This is a genomic window from Streptomyces himastatinicus ATCC 53653, from assembly GCF_000158915.1.
GTDB classification, from domain to species: domain Bacteria; phylum Actinomycetota; class Actinomycetes; order Streptomycetales; family Streptomycetaceae; genus Streptomyces; species Streptomyces himastatinicus.
Genome location: NZ_GG657754.1, coordinates 4,260,356 through 4,274,992, shown reverse-complemented (window position 1 = coordinate 4,274,992; position 14,637 = coordinate 4,260,356). Strand labels below are relative to the sequence as shown.

Here is a 14,637-nt window from a genome sequence, read left to right as displayed (position 1 = left end):
CCATCTACCGGCACTTCGCGGACCGCCGTGAACTGATCCACCACGTGACCCTGTCGGTGATGTCCCGCGTCGCCGAACAAGCCGAATCGGCCCTGGCCGAGGAGCCCGACGCCTTCGTGGCGCTGGGGCGCTTCGTCCACGCGGCAGCGGATGAGCGGATCGGCGCGCTGTGCCCCCTGCTCTCCGACGGCATCGACAAGGAGCACCCTGACCACATCGCCGCACGCGACCGCCTGGACGCCGGCATCGACGCCCTGATGGGGGCCGCTCGAGCCGCCGGCCGACTCCGCGCCGACATCGACGTCGGCGATCTGATGGTCGCCCTCACCCAGCTCACCCGGCCGCTGCCCGGCAGCGGTTGCGTGGACTTCGACGCCTTCGTGCACCGGCATCTACAGCTGTTCCTGGACGGTCTGTCGGCTCCGGCGCGCTCCGAACTCCCCGGCTCCGCCGTCACCTTGGAGGGTTTGCAGCACCGGCCGTGACGTAGCTCGCACCCGGCCGTTCACCGGACACCGCTTATTTCTCGCGCGTCCACCGGTCTTCACCTGTGTGCGGCGCCGCGCGTCGTCGGCTTTCGCTTCTCCTACTTCTCCTTCTTCTTCGTCTTCGGTCTTCTTCTCCTTCGTTCCTTCGTCCACTGCTTTCGCTGAACGACTCCGCCCGGTCCGAACCGGGTGTCAAACGTCCCATTTCTCACTCTCCGCACCGCTAGGTAGGCCCACCCATGCCTGAAACGGCCCTGAACAAGGCTCCTTACGCCGATCCCCGGCGCTGGAAAGCGCTGATATTCATCGCCCTCGCCCAGCTGATGGTCGTCCTCGACGCGACCATCGTGAACATCGCCCTGCCCTCGGCCCAGGCCGACCTGAACATCTCCGACGGCAACAAGCAGTGGGTCATCACCGCCTACGCGCTCGCCTTCGGTGGCCTGCTGCTGTTCGGCGGCCGGATCGCGGACCTGTGGGGCCGTAAGCAGACCTTCATCGTCGGGCTGGTCGGCTTCGCCGCGGCCTCGGCGCTCGGCGGCGCCGCCGTCGGCAGCGGCATGCTGCTCGGCGCCCGCGCGCTCCAGGGCGTCTTCGGCGCGCTGCTCGCGCCGTCCGCGCTCTCGCTGCTCGCCGTGATGTTCACCGACCCCAAGGAGCGGGCCAAGGCGTTCGGCGTCTTCGGTGCCATCGCGGGCGGCGGCGGTGCCGTGGGCCTGATCCTCGGCGGTGTGCTCACCGAATACCTGGACTGGCGCTGGACGTTCTTCGTGAACATCCCGTTCGCCATCGTCGCCGCGGTCGGCGCGGTCGCCGTGATCCGCGAGCCCACCGAGAGCCGCAACCCCTCCAAGCTGGACGTCCCCGGTGTGCTGCTGGCCACCTCGGGCCTGGTGGCGCTGGTCTACGCCTTCACCCGCGCCGAGTCCGACGGCTGGACCGCGGGCCCGACCATCGCGCTGTACGTCGCGGCCGCTGTGCTGCTGATCGCCTTCGTGATCGTCGAGTCCCGGGTGAAGGCGCCGCTGCTGCCGCTGCGCGTCGTCACCGACCGCAACCGCGGCGGGGTCTACGCCTCGCTGGGTCTCGCCGTCATCGGCATGTTCGGTCTGTTCCTGTTCCTCACCTACTACATGCAGATCGTCAAGGGATACAGCCCGGTCGAAACCGGTCTGGCCTTCCTGCCGATGGTCGCGGGCATGATCACCGGCTCGACGCAGATCGGCGCCCGGCTGATGACCAGGGTTCCGCCGCGGCTCCTGATGGGCCCGGGCTTCCTGGTCGCCGCTTCCGGCATGCTGCTGCTGACGCAGATCGACCTCGACACCTCGTACCCGGCACTGATCCTGCCCGCGATCGTGCTGCTCGGCCTCGGCATGGGTACGGCGTTCATGCCCGCGATGAGCCTGGCCACCCATGGTGTCGAGCCGCGTGACGCGGGCGTCGCCTCCGCGATGGTCAACACCTCGCAGCAGGTGGGCGGCGCGATCGGTACCGCGCTGCTCAATACCATCGCGGCCAGCGCCACCACGGCGTACGCCAAGGGCCATATCGCCACGGCCTCTTCGCCCAAGCTGCTCCAGCTCCAGTCGATGGTGCACGGCTACACCGCGGCCATCGCCTGGGCGGTCGGCATCCTGCTGCTGGCCGCGGCGATCGCCACCACGCTGATCAGTGCCGGTCGGCAGGACGGCGGCGGCGCGGTCGCCGGTTCGGGCGACGGGGCGGTGGAGGACGCCGTTCCGGTCATGGCGCACTGACGGCGCGCACTGGCGCAACGTACTGGCGCAGCGCACGAACAACGCAGGCCCCGCTCCCCGGTGTTCACCCGGTGGAGCGGGGCCTGCCTACGTCTCGGCTCGTACGTCTCGGCTCGTACATCTCGGTTCGTACGTCTCGGTTCAGCGCAGCCAGGGGAGATCGGCGCCCTCGGGCTGGAGCCCGTCGGCGATGATCCGGCAGACGTCGCCGAACTGGGCGATCTGCTCCGAGGTGAGCCGGTCGAAGATCGCCGAGCGCACGGCGTCGACATGGCCGGGCGCGGTCTGCTTGAGGACGTCGAACCCCTTCTCGGTGAGGACCGCGTTCTGCCCGCGCTTGTCGTCGGGGCAGTCCTCGCGCCGCACCCAGCCGTCCTTCTCCATGCGGGTGATGGCGTGGGAGAGCCGGGAACGGGTGATCTTGGCGGCCTCGGCCAGCTCGGTCATCCGCATCCGGTGGCGGGGCGCCCAGGAGAGCTTCACCAGCAGGCCGTAGTAGACGTGCGGCATGCGCGCGTCGCGCTGAAGCTGGCGGTCGAGATGGTCTTCCAGCAACATGCTGGCCTGGATGTACGCCAGCCAGGTGCGCTGCTCGTCATCGTCCAGCCAGCGCGGCTCGTCGGCGGCTGTGTCCGAGCCTGCGTCTCTGTCTGCGGCTGCGTCTGCGGCTGCGTCTGCGGGGGAGTTCATGGCGTCCACATCGTTCATTGTAAGTCTACTTCTTGAATTTTAAACAAGTGTGCGATACCGTCATCTACGTACTGCTTGATACTTCAAGCTTTCTCGTGTTCGTCTGGTCGAGGAGCCGCCGCCGTGTCGCGCATGCCCGCCCTCTATCTCAGCCATGGTGCTCCGCCGCTCGCCGATGACCCGGTCTGGCCCGGACAGCTCGCCGCCTGGTCGGCCGACCTGCCCCGGCCCACCGCCATTCTGATGATCTCCGCGCACTGGGAGGAAGCCCCGCTCGCCATCGGGGCCACCGAAACGGTTCCGCTGGTCTACGACTTCTGGGGCTTCCCCGAGCACTACTACGGGGTCCGCTACGCCGCGCCCGGCGCCCCCGAACTGGCCGAGCGCATCCGCAAGACGCTGCGTACCGCGGGCACGCCCGTCCAGGACATCCCCGACCGCGGGCTCGACCACGGCGCCTACGTCCCGCTCGTCGAGATGTACCCGGACGCCGACATTCCCGTCCTCCAGGTCTCGATGCCGACCCTGGACCCGCGGAAGCTGATGGACATCGGCCGCAAGCTCGCCCCGCTGCGCGACGAGGGCGTACTGATCGTCGGCAGCGGCTTCTTCACCCACAACCTGGCCGCGCTGCGTCATGCCGGTCCGACGCCGCCCGGCTGGTCGACCGAGTTCGACGACTGGGGGCAGCGCGCGCTCGCCGGGCAGGACATCGACGCGCTGATCGACTTCGAGCACGCCGCACCGAGCGGCTCCCTCGCCCATCCGCGCACCGAGCACTTCGCCCCGCTGTTCGTCACGATGGGCGCGGCGGAGCCGGAACTGGGCAGCCAGCGCAGCGTGATCGACGGCTTCTGGATGGGGCTGGCGAAGCGGTCGGTGCAGTTCGGCTGAGGCTCGGGCGGCTCTGTCCGCTCAGTCCGACCGTGCGTGGATGATGTAGAACGACACCGCTGCCATCGACAGCGCCACCCCCAGGCCGACGCCGGTCGCCCGCCCCACGGCCGCCCCGCTCAGGCAGTACAGGAAGCCGATCACGCAGCCGAGCAGCGCTCCGTACAGCCCCGCCCGGACCTCCGGCAGCAGCCGCCCCTGGACCTGCCCGATCAGATAGCAGACCGCGCCGACGACGACCGCCGCCACCACGCCGAGGAGCGCGGCGAAGGGCAGCGTCGACCCCTGGTTGTGGGCGATGAACATCGCGTAGCCGCCGGTGAGGACGCCCAGTACGACGGGTACCACCCAGGAGGCGGCGGGGTGGAGCGGTACGGCGGGGAGACGCGGCCGGAGGCGCCTGTGCGCCGGGGGTGAAACGGAATCGTTCATGGCGGGACCTCCTCCCCTCCAGCGCACACCCGCCCCCGGCCTCCGGCAAGCCCGGTACGGGCAACCAGAACGCCGTGGGATCCGTCTTGTGGGGAGGGAGGCGAGGTGGAAAGCGGGGGGAAGGCAGTCGTTCCGGCGCAATGGGCGCCCCTGACCTGCACTTTCCCGGTGCTGTCGCGCTGCGCTGAACCCCCTGTGGCGGCACAGGGTACTGCATGATCGTAAAAAGGTGGGCGCGGCTTGGGAATTCTGTCCGGATTCCAGTCGTTGTTTCCATCGGACGGGGCACCCGCCCAGGGAAGGTCCGTTCATAGTCCGCGCCCGATCCATCTGTAAGGGAGCACGCATGGCAACCCGTGCCGTCGCCCGCAATCAGGCCACCACCGGTGGCGCTGATGGGGCCAACAGTGTTCGCGCCACAGGCGGGGAGATCGCCGATCGCGACCTGGTCGGCATGTATCTCGACGAGATCGCTCGCACCCCGTTGCTGGACGCGGCCAAGGAGGTGGAGCTGTCCCAGGCTGTCGAGGCGGGTGTATATGCCCAGCAGATCCTGGACGGGGAGGCTGAGGACACCGGAGCCGCGGGTGCGAGCCGAGAGGAGCTCGAGGCCATAGCGGCCGAGGGTGCCCGCGCCAAGGATGTCTTCATCCGCTCCAACCTGCGCCTGGTCGTGGCCGTGGCGCGCCGTTATCCGCGCAGTGGCCTGCCCTTGCTCGACCTGATCCAGGAGGGCAACGCGGGCCTGGTGCGCGCCGTGGAGAAGTTCGACTACACCAAGGGCTTCAAGTTTTCGACCTATGCCACGTGGTGGATCCGTCAGGCCATCACGCGCTCGATCGCGGACCAGTCCCGGACGATCCGGCTGCCCGTCCACCTGGTCGAGGAGCTGGGCCGGATCCGCCGGGTGCAGCGCGAGTTCAACCGTGAGCACGGCCGCGAGCCGGAGCACATGGAGATCGCCGAGGAGCTGGGCTCCACCCCGGAGCGGGTCTCGGACGTGCTCGACTGGGCGCGCGACCCGGTGAGCCTCAACATGTCGGTGGACGACGAGGGCGAGACCCAGTTCGGCGACCTGCTGGAGGACACCTCGGCCGTCTCGCCCGAGCAGTCGGTGATGACGCTGCTGCGCAGCGAGGAGCTGGAAGACCTCATCGGCCGCCTCGACGACCGGACCGCCTCCATCATCAAGGCGCGGTACGGCATCGATGACGGGCGGGAGCGCACGCTCACCGAGGTCGGCAAGCAGCATGGGCTCACGCGTGAGCGCATCCGTCAGATCGAGAAGCACGCGCTGCTGGAACTGAAGAAGATGGCCCGCCAGACCGGCTTCGACGCAGCGGCCTGAGCCGCAGCGTCCGCATGGACCGACCGCACTCCACAGACCCCATAGACCGAGCCCCGGCGCACTCCCCCGAGCGCCGGGGCTCTTCCTTTCCCGGTGTCCTGGTGGGGCGGCTCCTGGTGGGGCTTCCGGTCAGGCGGCGAAGCCGCCGTCGACGGCGATCGACGCCCCGCTGATGTAGCGCCCGCTCTCGCCCGCGAGATGGGCGACGGTCGCGGCCACCTCCGACGGCAGCCCGTAGCGGCCGAGCGCCGTGAAGCCGCGCTGCGTGGCGGCGCTCTCGCCGTCGGCGGGGTTCATGTCGGTGTCGATCGGCCCGGGGTGGATCAGGTTGACGGTGATCCCGCGCGGGCCCAGCTCACGGGCCAGCGCCTTGGTCAGGCCGGTCAGCGCGGTTTTGCTGGTCGCGTAGAGGCTGCCGCCGGGGAAGGCGACGCGCTCGGCCATGCAGCTGCCGATGTTGATGATCCGCCCGCCGTCGGACAGTCGCTCGACCGCCGCCTGGGCGGTCAGGAACGGCGCCCGGACGTTGATGTCGAGGGCGCGGTCGATGTCCTCCAGCGACAGCTCGGTGACCGGGCCGAGCACTCCCACGCCCGCGTTGTTGACCAGGATGTCCAGGCGCCCGAACTCGGCGGCGGCCCCGGCCACGGCCGCCCGCAGCGCCTCCGGGTCCGCGCTGTCGGCCCGTACCGCCAGGGCCCGGCGGCCCAGCGCCTTGATCCGTTCGACGATGTCCGCCGCCCGGTCGGCCCGGTGGCGGTACGTCAGGGCGACATCGGCACCGTCCTCGGCGAGCCGGATGGCGATGGCCTCGCCGATGCCGCGGCTGCCGCCGGTGATCAGGGCCGCCTTGCCGTCGAGTGTCATGTCCGCTCCCGGATGCGAAGAATGCGAGGAAGAGCCTTGAAGGTACTGCTCTGCCGCGTAGGTGAGGGCGCACCGGGCCCGGGCTTTCGAAGCTGGCCCGAGTCTGCCCGGTCGAGTTTGTTTCGTGCCCGAGTCTGTTTACTTTCTGGAAGTGGCGACGTAATCTGGCCGCGAAATCACAGGTTCGGGCATGGAAGGGACGTAAACCCACATGTACGCACCGGAGCGTCAGCAGGAGATCCTCCGGCTCGCCCGCGACAGCGGTCGGGTGGATGTCCTGTCCCTCGCCGAGGAGTTCCAGGTCACCGCCGAGACCGTACGGCGTGATCTGCGGGCCCTCGACCGGGCCGGTCTGGTGCGCCGGGTGCACGGGGGCGCGATCCCGGCCGGGCGTCTCGACTTCGAGCCGGACCTCGCCGAGCGCGAGAGCACCGCCGCCGACGAGAAGGACCGCATCGCGCGTGCCGCCCTCGCCGAACTCCCCGCCGACGGCAGCGTGATCATCGACGCCGGGTCGACGGCGGCCCGGTTCGCCGCCGCCATCCCCCTGGAAGCCGGGCTCACCGTGGTCACCCACGCGCTGCCGGTCGCCGCCCGCCTCGCCGACCACCCCGGTATCGCCCTGCACCTGGTCGGGGGCAGGGTCCGCCACCGCACCCGGGCCGCCGTCGACGCCTGGGCGCTGCGCGGCTACGGCGAGGTCAAGGCCGACGTCGTCTTCCTCGCCACCAACGGCTTCTCACCCGACAGCGGGCTGACCACCCCCGACCTCGCGGAGGCCGCCGTCAAACGCGCCATGATCAGCGCCGCCCGCCGGGTCGTGCTGCTCGCCGACTCCGGCAAGTTCGGCCAGGAGCACTTCGCCCGCTTCGGCGGCCTCGACCACGTCGACCTGCTCATCACGGACACCGGGCTCAGCCCACAGGACGCCCTCGCCATCGAAAAGCAGGGCACGGAAGTAGCACGCGCATGATCCTCACCGTCACCCCCAATCCCAGCCTGGACCGCACGTACGAGATCCCGGCGCTGGAGCGCGGCGCCGTGCTGCGGGCCACCACCGACCGGGTCGACCCCGGCGGCAAGGGCGTCAACGTCTCGCGCGCCGTGGCCGCCGCCGGGCACCGCACCGTGGCGGCGCTGCCGCTCGGCGGACCCGAGGGCGCGCTGCTGGCGCGGCTGCTCGAAGAGCTGGGCATCGAGGCGGCGGGCGTGCCGGTGCGCGGCTCGACCCGGGTCAACATCTCCGTCGCCGAGCCGGACGGCACCCTCACCAAGCTCAACGCGAGCGGACCCGAGCTGAACGACACCGAGGCCGAGGCCCTGCTGGAGGCGGTACGGAGCCGGGTCGCCGACGCCGACTGGATCGCCTGCTGCGGCAGCCTCCCGCGCGGGCTCGCCCCCGAGTGGTACGCCGAGCTGGTCGCCCGGGCCCACAGTGCGGGGGCCAGGATCGCCCTGGACACCTCCGGTCCCTCCCTGACCGCGGCCCTGCGCGAGCGCCCCGATGTGGTGAAGCCCAACGCCGAGGAACTCGCCCAGGCCGTCGGCCGCCCGATCGTCACCGTGGGCGAGGCGGTCAAGGCCGCCGAGGAGCTGCGCGAGCTGGGTGCCCGCGCCGTCCTGGCCAGCCTCGGCGCCGACGGTCAGCTGCTGGTCGACGGAACCGGTACGTACTTCGGCACGGCCACAGTCAGGGCCGTCCGCAGTAACGTCGGTGCGGGCGATGCGTCGCTCGCCGGATTCCTCGCCGCGGGCGGCACCGGAGCCGCCGCACTCGCCTCGGCCGTGGCCCATGGCGCGGCCGCCGTACAACTGCCGGGCAGCGTGATGCCGACCCCGGCCGACCTGGACCCGTCCGCCGTCACCACGACCTCGGACGTACCGCTGGATCGCGCGCTCAAGGAGCCCGCGTGACCGGCCCGACCCACTCCCACCCCCCAGTCCCCACCCCCTCCGCCCGCCTGCCCCAGGCTGGTATAGCACCCAAGGGAGCCGCGAGATGAGTGAGCTGATCACCGCGGATCTGGTCGACCTTGACCTGTCCGCCGACACCAAGGAAGCCGCCGCCCGGTCGCTCGCCGAGCGCATGGTCGCGGCGGGCCGGGTCACCGACCTCGACGGCTTCCTCGCCGACGTGGCGGCCCGCGAGGAGCAGATGCCGACCGGCCTGGACGGCGGCATCGGCATACCCCACTGCCGCAGCGAGCACGTCACCGAGCCGACGCTGGCCTTCGGGCGCAGCACGACCCGGATCGACTTCGGCGCGCCGGACGGACCGGCCGACCTGATCTTCCTGATCGCGGCCCCCGCGGGTGCCGACAGCGATCACCTGACGATCCTGTCCAGCCTCGCCCGGTCTCTGATGAACGCCGAGTTCACCGGCGCCCTGCGGGCCGCCGACGACCCGGCCCGGGCGGCCGCCCTGATCCGCGGTGACGAGGAACCGTCCGCCGCCTCGGACAGCGCCGCGGAGGAGCCCGCGGCCGAGGAGCCGGAGGAGGCGCCCAGCAGCCCCGCGGAGCCGACGGAGCCCGCCGGGACTCCCGCCCCCGCACCGGCGGCCGCGGCGGCGCCCTTCCGGATCGTCGCCGTCACCTCGTGTCCCACCGGCATCGCGCACACCTACATGGCCGCCGAGTCGCTGGAGAACGCGGCCCGTGAGGCCGGTGTCGAGCTGGTGGTGGAGACCCAGGGCTCGGCCGGATTCGAGAAGCTGCCCGCCGCCACCATCGCCGCCGCCGACGCGGTGATCTTCGCGCATGACGTGGAGGTCCGGGACAAGGAGCGGTTCGCCGGGAAGCCGACGGTGGACGTCGGGGTCAAGGCGGGCATCAACCGCCCGGCCGAGCTGGTGGCCGAGGCGCGCGACAAGGCGGCTCGCGGCGAGACCAGCGCACCGGCGGCGGCGTCCGATGACGCCGACGGCTCCGCCCCGATGGACGCGGGCGGCGACCGCTTCGGCACCCGGCTGCGCAAGTGGCTGATGACGGGCGTCAGCTACATGGTCCCGTTCGTCGCCGCGGGCGGTCTGCTCATCGCGCTCGCCTTCGCGATCGGCGGCTACGAGATCGCCAGCGCCAAGTCCGTCGCGGACCACTTCGTGTGGACCGAGACCGCCAGCTGGGCGGCGTTGCTCTTCCAGATCGGCAGCGCGGCGTTCACCTTCCTGGTGCCGGTCCTGGCCGGGTACATCGCCTATGGCATGGCCGACCGGCCCGGACTCGTGCCCGGCTTCGTCGGCGGCTTCATCGCCACCACGATCAAGGCCGGATTCCTCGGTGGTCTGGTCGCGGGTCTGATCGCGGGCGCGGTCGTCATGGCCATCCAGCGGTTCAAGGTCCCGGCGGCGCTGCGCGGCATCATGCCGGTCGTGGTGATCCCGCTGATCTCCTCGGCGGTCGTCGGCTTCCTGATGTTCGTGGTGATCGGCAAGCCCATCGCCTCCGCCCAGTCGGCCATGACCGACTGGCTCAACGGGCTCTCCGGCGCCAACGCCATCGGCCTCGGCGTGATCCTCGGCCTGATGATGTGCTTCGACCTCGGCGGCCCGGTCAACAAGGTCGCGTACGCCTTCGCGACCGGCGGCATCGCGGTGTCCGACCCGAGCGACGGCAGCCTCAAGATCATGGCCACGGTGATGGCCGCCGGTATGGTCCCGCCGCTGGCGATGGCCCTGGCCACCACCGTGCGCGGGAAGCTGTTCACCAAGACCGAGCGGGAGAACGGCAAGGCCGCCTGGGTGCTGGGTGCCTCCTTCATCAGCGAGGGCGCCATTCCGTTCGCGGCGGCGGACCCTGCTGTCCGCGAAGCCCGATCTCACGGTGGTCGGCGAGGCCGCCGATGGCTCCGTGTCGATGGCCTTCGGCTGCACGAGTTGCAGCCGGACGTGGTGCTGTTCGTGGTCCCGCTGATCGGCCAGCCGTTCCTCTACCTGCTGGCCATCCTGGCGGGCACGGTGGTGTCGGCCGATGATCACGCTGCCGTCGGCGGGGAGTTCGAAGGCGGAGGCAGGCGCCACGGCGGTCCTTCTCGTCGGCGGCTCCGCGAAGGGCGCCACCGGGGACGAGGAGAAGGTGGCGGTCGCGGTCTGACCCCATCTCAGTCACCCCCCACCCCATCCGTGGCGAGGCCGCGCGCAGCGTAGTAGGCGCTGAGCGCGGCCTCGCTGCCTGAGCCCATCGCGGTCGCGATGCGCTGGAAGCGGGCGGAGCGCAGATCACCGGCGGTGCGGATCCTCGGATGCTGGCGCCCCGGCGGGCAGTAGCCGGATCCGGCGGTGACGACGGACCCGTCGGGCGGCGCCGGGGCGCTGCCCAGATTCAGGAACGCCAGGTCGGCAGTGAGAGCACGCCGCTCGCCCGCCGCCGTCAGCGCCTCGGCCCGCAGCGGCGCCGATGGCGGCCCCAACTCCAGCCGCCGCACGGCCACCAGCTCCACCCGGGCGTCCTGCCCGACCTCCTCGGTCTTGTAGACGTCCTCGGGCGGATGGGCGACCAGGAACCGGGCCCGCAGCTCCGGATGGGCGCGGGTGAGGGTGCCCAGCGGGCGGTCCGCACCGAGCACGAGAACCGTGCGGCCGGCGATCGCCGCGGCACCCGCCTCCCACAGCAGGGGCAGCTCCCGGCCCTCCGCTCCCGCGAGCCACCCGGCGGCCGCGGGCGCCAGCGGCCCGACCTGGTGGCGACGACGGCATACGGAGCGGTCAGCCGCGCACCGGCGGCCCCCGGTCCCTCGACCGTCACCTCCACCCGGTCCTCGAACGCGTCGATCCGCGTGGCACGCCGCCCGAGTTCAACCCGGCAGAGGGCGCACCGCGCCACGTCGGCCTCGATCGCCGCCGCCAGCCCGGGCCCTGTGGTGAAGCCCAGGACGTTGCTCACCACCGGGATGCGCCGCAGCGCCCCGCACAGCGCCTCGCCCGACTCGACGAGGACGGACCGCATCCCGAGGCTCGCCGCCATCACGGCGGCCGCACAGCCCGCAGGACCGCCGCCGACGATCAGCAGATCGGCGTCCATGGTGATCCCCTCCCTCTCACTCCTCGGTCCTTACGGTCCCTCTCGACCTCTCTCGGTGCCGCCCGCTCAGAACGGTCCGTCGTACAGATCCCGGTACGCGGGGAAGACGCCGCCCGGGCCGTCCACTCCCTCCGCCGCCAGCACCGCCTTGACCACGGCCCGGGTCAGCGCGTCCGCCCCCGCCGCCAGCACCTCGTTCAGCACCCCGGCCTCCCGGTGCACCCCGAACGCCGGATCCCCCGCATCGCCTCCGCTCTCCTCCGGCACCAGCGGGCGATCGCCGGTGGCCAGGGCGAAGACCGTGTCACCGTCGGACATCAGATGCACCGGCCGGATCGCCCGGGCCAGGCCGTCGTGCGCCGTGCCCGCGAGCTTGTGCGCCTGGGCCCGGTTGAGCGCGGCGTCGGTGGCGACCACGGCCAGGGTGGTGTTCAGCGGAGGCCGCACCGACGCGGCCTGGCGCCGCTCCGACTCGGCCCGCGCGGTCGCCAGGCGGCGCACCGCCTCCGCGTGCTCCACTTCGCCGGGGCGGTAGGACCCGCCGTCCCCGGACGGTTCGTACGCCTGCCCGTACAGCCCGCCGGTCCGCGGATCGACCACCGATCCGGCCGCGTTGACCGCGACCAGCGCGGCCACCGTGATGCCGGACGACAGCACCAGCGACGCCGAGCCCATGCCGCCCTTGAGCCCACCGGCCACCGCGCCCGCACCCGCGCCCACGTTGCCCTGCCCGACCGGCGCGCCGGGCTCCGCACCGGCCGCCGCCTCGGCGGCCTCCCGGCCCAGGGCCGCGCCAGGCCGGGCCCGCCAGTCACCGCCCCGGCCGAGGTCGAAGAGCGCGGCCGTCGGGACGACCGGGACGACCTGCGCCGGATCGGGACCGACCCGGAAGCCGCGGCCGTGCTCCTCCAGCCAGGCGGCCACCCCGGAGGCGCTGTCCAGGCCGAACGCGCTGCCGCCGGTCAGCACGACGGCCTCCACGCGCTGGACGAGATTCCGCGGATCGAGGGCATCGGTCTCCCGGGTGCCCGGCCCGCCGCCGCGCACATCGACGGCGGCGATCGCGCCGCCCTCGGGCGCCAGCACGACGGTCGTTCCGGTCAGCCATCCGCCTCCGGTGCGCTGTGCATGGCCGACGCGCAGCCCGGGTACGTCTGTCAGCGCGTCGGCCCGGCCGGTGTGCGGGGAGTCATGGGTGGTTCGCTCGGCATCCATGAACGCTATGCGTAGCACGGCGACTCGTGTCATGGTCGTGCAACGAGGCGTGCCCGGCCCCGGAGCAAGGGCCCTCGCGAGCCTCTCCGGGCGGCGCGCGCCGGACCATCGTCGCCTCATATAGCGGGCGTTCATCAGACGTTGATGACCTGACAGCAGGCTGTGCGGTATGCCGTTCGTCCCCGCCTCAAGGAAGACCGCCGTGCCCCATACCTCCCGGACGGAGGAGCTCCCGACACTGGCCGCCGCCACGCGGCAGACCTCCCGGGTGGCTCTCCGGTGGATCAGCGAGCCCGACTGCACCGAGGAGCTGACCCACGCCGAGCTGCTCGACCAGGCCGCCAGGGCGGCCGCCGCCCTCACCCGGCTCGGAGTCCGGGCCGGCGACCGGGTGGCGGTCCACCTGCCGCTGGTGCCCGAGTCCGTGATCGCCACGCTCGCCTGTGGCCGCCTCGACGTCGTACGCGGCAGTCTGCCGGTGGGGCTGCGCCCGCATGAACTGCGCGACCGGATCAGGGAGATGGACGCCAAGATCGTCATCACCGCGGACGGGGAACAGCGCTGTGGGGAGCAGCAGCCCCTCAAGCAGCTTGTCGACCGGGCGCTCACCGGCTGCCCCGGCGTCCGGAACGTGCTGGTAGTGCACCGCCTCTCCCGCCCGGTGTCCTGGAAGCCCGGCCGGGACCTGTGGTGGCACGACGAGCTCGGCCGGTACACCGAACCGCTGCCGCGGTCGTACTCTTGAGCCATGAGCACCGCCCCCGCCCCTGGACCGCGCGATCCCGCCGCCGCGCTGATCTTCGACGATCCCCTGGCGCAGCCGTCCACGGACGATACGGACCGCGGGTGGGGTGAGCGGGCTCCCGGCGGGCACGGCGCCGACAGCGCCGCGGATCTGGCCCGGTTCCTGGACGAGAAGCCGCCCCACCACCTCTGACGGCGAGAGGCCCCACGCCGGAAGCCCTGACGGCGCACGATGCCGATCAGGCGCTCGGCTAGGTGCTGGGGCCGCCTTCGCGCCGGGCCACCAGCTCGTCCCGGATCTCGCGGAGCAGCGTGATCTCCTCGGCCTCCGTCTCCGCCTGCTCCTCCTCGGCCTGCTGCTCCCTGGCGGCCTTGCGCGCCAGATAGCGCGACATCGGCAGCACCATCAGGAAGTACACGACCGCCGCGGTGATGAGGAAGGTCAGCACGGCCGAGAGCATGCTGCCCCACATGATCGGGATGCCCTTCACCACCTCGCCCGCCGCGTTCGTCTCGCAGGGCGCCTCGAAGCAGGAGCGGTACTTCTCCAAGTCCTTCGTTCCGAAGGCGCCCACTATGGGATTGATCAGGCCCTTCACCACCGAGTTCACGACGGAAGTGAAGGCGGCTCCGATGACGACCGCGACCGCGAGGTCGATCACATTGCCGCGCATCAGGAAGGCTTTGAAGCCCTCCCAGACGCTCTCCTTCTCCTGCGTCTCGGTGCTCTTCTCTGCGCTCAACCCACTGCCTTTCTCTCGCCGCGACGGTGCTGGAGCGGACGGTTCCGCAACCTACACCGGCGCCGAGCAGGCCCAAGAGGTGAGGCATGTGTGTCAGGAGCGGCACAGTGTCACCGCCAGACGTGAGGTGGTCTCGGCCCCGGCGAGCGTGGCGGCGGCCGCGCGCGGCACCCTGAGGACCACCAGCGCCCCGCCGTCCGCCGGGCCGCCGCCGTCGAGCGCCCCGGAGTCCGGCTCGCCCGCCTCCGTAGAGTCTCCGGCCCCCGGCGGTCCGCCGCCCCGGAGACCGGGGACGGAGGCCACCCGGACCCCGCGGGCGACCATCCGCGCCGGGGCATCGGACCCGCGGTGCCGGACGGTGTCGGGCGCGGGCGTGGCCAGCACGTCCACCCGGTCGCCGGGGTGCAGCAGCCGCACCGCCGCCGCGTCGGCGATCCG

General features: G+C 71.9%; 15 protein-coding genes and 1 pseudogene. 9 read left to right on the top strand and 7 right to left on the bottom strand.

Features of this window, described 5'->3' with window-relative positions; genetic code table 11:
* Both SSOG_RS17595 and SSOG_RS17590 read left to right on the top strand, forming a co-directional pair.
* On the top strand, positions 1 to 485 hold a 485-nt coding region (locus SSOG_RS17595; protein ID WP_039937934.1), incomplete at its 5' end, for an SbtR family transcriptional regulator.
* A gap of 242 nt (positions 486 to 727) precedes the next feature.
* Complete coding sequence (locus SSOG_RS17590; protein ID WP_009715588.1) at positions 728 to 2,248, top strand: MFS transporter; 1,521 nt, start codon at positions 728 to 730, stop codon at positions 2,246 to 2,248.
* A gap of 141 nt (positions 2,249 to 2,389) precedes the next feature.
* On the opposite strand, the gene SSOG_RS17585 is transcribed toward SSOG_RS17590, so the two are convergent.
* A complete protein-coding gene (locus SSOG_RS17585; protein ID WP_009715587.1) occupies positions 2,390 to 2,938 on the bottom strand; it encodes a MarR family winged helix-turn-helix transcriptional regulator in 549 nt (182 codons plus the stop codon).
* 132 nt (positions 2,939 to 3,070) lie between these two features.
* On the opposite strand from SSOG_RS17585, the gene SSOG_RS17580 reads away from it, so the two are divergent.
* A complete protein-coding gene (locus SSOG_RS17580) occupies positions 3,071 to 3,832 on the top strand; it encodes a dioxygenase family protein (RefSeq protein WP_039941257.1) in 762 nt (253 codons plus the stop codon).
* A gap of 21 nt (positions 3,833 to 3,853) precedes the next feature.
* On the opposite strand, the gene SSOG_RS17575 is transcribed toward SSOG_RS17580, so the two are convergent.
* A complete protein-coding gene (locus tag SSOG_RS17575) occupies positions 3,854 to 4,264 on the bottom strand; it encodes a hypothetical protein (RefSeq protein ID WP_039937930.1) in 411 nt (136 codons plus the stop codon).
* Positions 4,265 to 4,610: 346 nt separating this feature from the next.
* On the opposite strand from SSOG_RS17575, the gene SSOG_RS17570 reads away from it, so the two are divergent.
* Positions 4,611 to 5,612, top strand: coding sequence for a sigma-70 family RNA polymerase sigma factor (locus SSOG_RS17570; protein ID WP_009715584.1), 1,002 nt, complete (start codon positions 4,611 to 4,613; stop codon positions 5,610 to 5,612).
* A gap of 129 nt (positions 5,613 to 5,741) precedes the next feature.
* Here the strand turns inward: SSOG_RS17570 and SSOG_RS17565 are convergent, their stop codons facing one another.
* Positions 5,742 to 6,479, bottom strand: coding sequence for a 3-oxoacyl-ACP reductase family protein (locus SSOG_RS17565; protein ID WP_009715583.1), 738 nt, complete (start codon positions 6,477 to 6,479; stop codon positions 5,742 to 5,744).
* Between the two features lie 211 nt (positions 6,480 to 6,690).
* Here SSOG_RS17565 and SSOG_RS17560 point away from each other — a divergent pair, with 211 nt between their 5' ends.
* From SSOG_RS17560 to SSOG_RS17550, 3 genes are all read left to right on the top strand, one after another.
* Positions 6,691 to 7,452: a DeoR/GlpR family DNA-binding transcription regulator gene (locus SSOG_RS17560; RefSeq protein WP_009715582.1), complete on the top strand. Its 762-nt coding sequence runs from the start codon at positions 6,691 to 6,693 to the stop codon at positions 7,450 to 7,452.
* The gene (gene pfkB, locus SSOG_RS17555; RefSeq protein WP_009715581.1) at positions 7,449 to 8,393 is read left to right on the top strand and encodes a 1-phosphofructokinase; all 945 of its coding nucleotides are present in this window, start codon (positions 7,449 to 7,451) and stop codon (positions 8,391 to 8,393) included. The genes SSOG_RS17560 and pfkB overlap by 4 nt, the downstream gene beginning before the upstream one ends.
* A gap of 85 nt (positions 8,394 to 8,478) precedes the next feature.
* A complete protein-coding gene (locus SSOG_RS17550; RefSeq protein WP_009715580.1) occupies positions 8,479 to 10,623 on the top strand; it encodes a PTS fructose transporter subunit IIABC in 2,145 nt (714 codons plus the stop codon).
* Here SSOG_RS17550 and SSOG_RS50315 read toward each other — a convergent pair.
* Both SSOG_RS50315 and SSOG_RS17540 read right to left on the bottom strand, forming a co-directional pair.
* Positions 10,578 to 11,497: pseudogene (locus SSOG_RS50315) on the bottom strand (FAD-dependent oxidoreductase). The gene SSOG_RS17550 and the pseudogene SSOG_RS50315 sit on opposite strands and share 46 nt — an antisense overlap.
* Before the next feature lie 66 nt (positions 11,498 to 11,563).
* Positions 11,564 to 12,712 (bottom strand): P1 family peptidase, encoded by a 1,149-nt coding sequence (locus SSOG_RS17540; protein ID WP_009715578.1) that lies wholly within the window; start codon positions 12,710 to 12,712, stop codon positions 11,564 to 11,566.
* A gap of 202 nt (positions 12,713 to 12,914) precedes the next feature.
* On the opposite strand from SSOG_RS17540, the gene SSOG_RS17535 reads away from it, so the two are divergent.
* The gene (locus tag SSOG_RS17535) at positions 12,915 to 13,457 is read left to right on the top strand and encodes an AMP-binding protein (RefSeq protein ID WP_245606316.1); all 543 of its coding nucleotides are present in this window, start codon (positions 12,915 to 12,917) and stop codon (positions 13,455 to 13,457) included.
* 3 nt (positions 13,458 to 13,460) lie between these two features.
* Positions 13,461 to 13,649, top strand: coding sequence for a hypothetical protein (locus SSOG_RS17530; RefSeq protein ID WP_009715576.1), 189 nt, complete (start codon positions 13,461 to 13,463; stop codon positions 13,647 to 13,649).
* A 58-nt stretch (positions 13,650 to 13,707) separates the two neighbouring features.
* Here the strand turns inward: SSOG_RS17530 and mscL are convergent, their stop codons facing one another.
* Both mscL and SSOG_RS17520 read right to left on the bottom strand, forming a co-directional pair.
* Entirely contained in the window at positions 13,708 to 14,199 is a 492-nt protein-coding gene (gene mscL, locus SSOG_RS17525) for a large conductance mechanosensitive channel protein MscL (RefSeq protein WP_009715575.1), read from the bottom strand.
* A gap of 93 nt (positions 14,200 to 14,292) precedes the next feature.
* Positions 14,293 to 14,637 (bottom strand): RcpC/CpaB family pilus assembly protein (locus SSOG_RS17520; protein WP_039937927.1); only part of this gene is annotated, 345 nt, incomplete at its 5' end.

Excerpts from the sequence above, each read along its gene's own strand:
- SSOG_RS17590 (WP_009715588.1), top strand. The coding sequence starts at position 728 with ATGCCTGAAACGGCCCTGAACAAGGCTCCTTACGCCGATCCCCGGCGC.
- SSOG_RS17585 (WP_009715587.1), bottom strand. The coding sequence starts at position 2,938 with ATGAACTCCCCCGCAGACGCAGCCGCAGACGCAGCCGCAGACAGAGAC.
- SSOG_RS17580 (WP_039941257.1), top strand. The coding sequence starts at position 3,071 with ATGCCCGCCCTCTATCTCAGCCATGGTGCTCCGCCGCTCGCCGATGAC.
- SSOG_RS17575 (WP_039937930.1), bottom strand. The coding sequence starts at position 4,264 with ATGAACGATTCCGTTTCACCCCCGGCGCACAGGCGCCTCCGGCCGCGT.
- SSOG_RS17570 (WP_009715584.1), top strand. The coding sequence starts at position 4,611 with ATGGCAACCCGTGCCGTCGCCCGCAATCAGGCCACCACCGGTGGCGCT.
- SSOG_RS17565 (WP_009715583.1), bottom strand. The coding sequence starts at position 6,479 with ATGACACTCGACGGCAAGGCGGCCCTGATCACCGGCGGCAGCCGCGGC.
- SSOG_RS17560 (WP_009715582.1), top strand. The coding sequence starts at position 6,691 with ATGTACGCACCGGAGCGTCAGCAGGAGATCCTCCGGCTCGCCCGCGAC.
- pfkB (WP_009715581.1), top strand. The coding sequence starts at position 7,449 with ATGATCCTCACCGTCACCCCCAATCCCAGCCTGGACCGCACGTACGAG.
- SSOG_RS17550 (WP_009715580.1), top strand. The coding sequence starts at position 8,479 with ATGAGTGAGCTGATCACCGCGGATCTGGTCGACCTTGACCTGTCCGCC.
- SSOG_RS17540 (WP_009715578.1), bottom strand. The coding sequence starts at position 12,712 with ATGGATGCCGAGCGAACCACCCATGACTCCCCGCACACCGGCCGGGCC.
- SSOG_RS17530 (WP_009715576.1), top strand. The coding sequence starts at position 13,461 with ATGAGCACCGCCCCCGCCCCTGGACCGCGCGATCCCGCCGCCGCGCTG.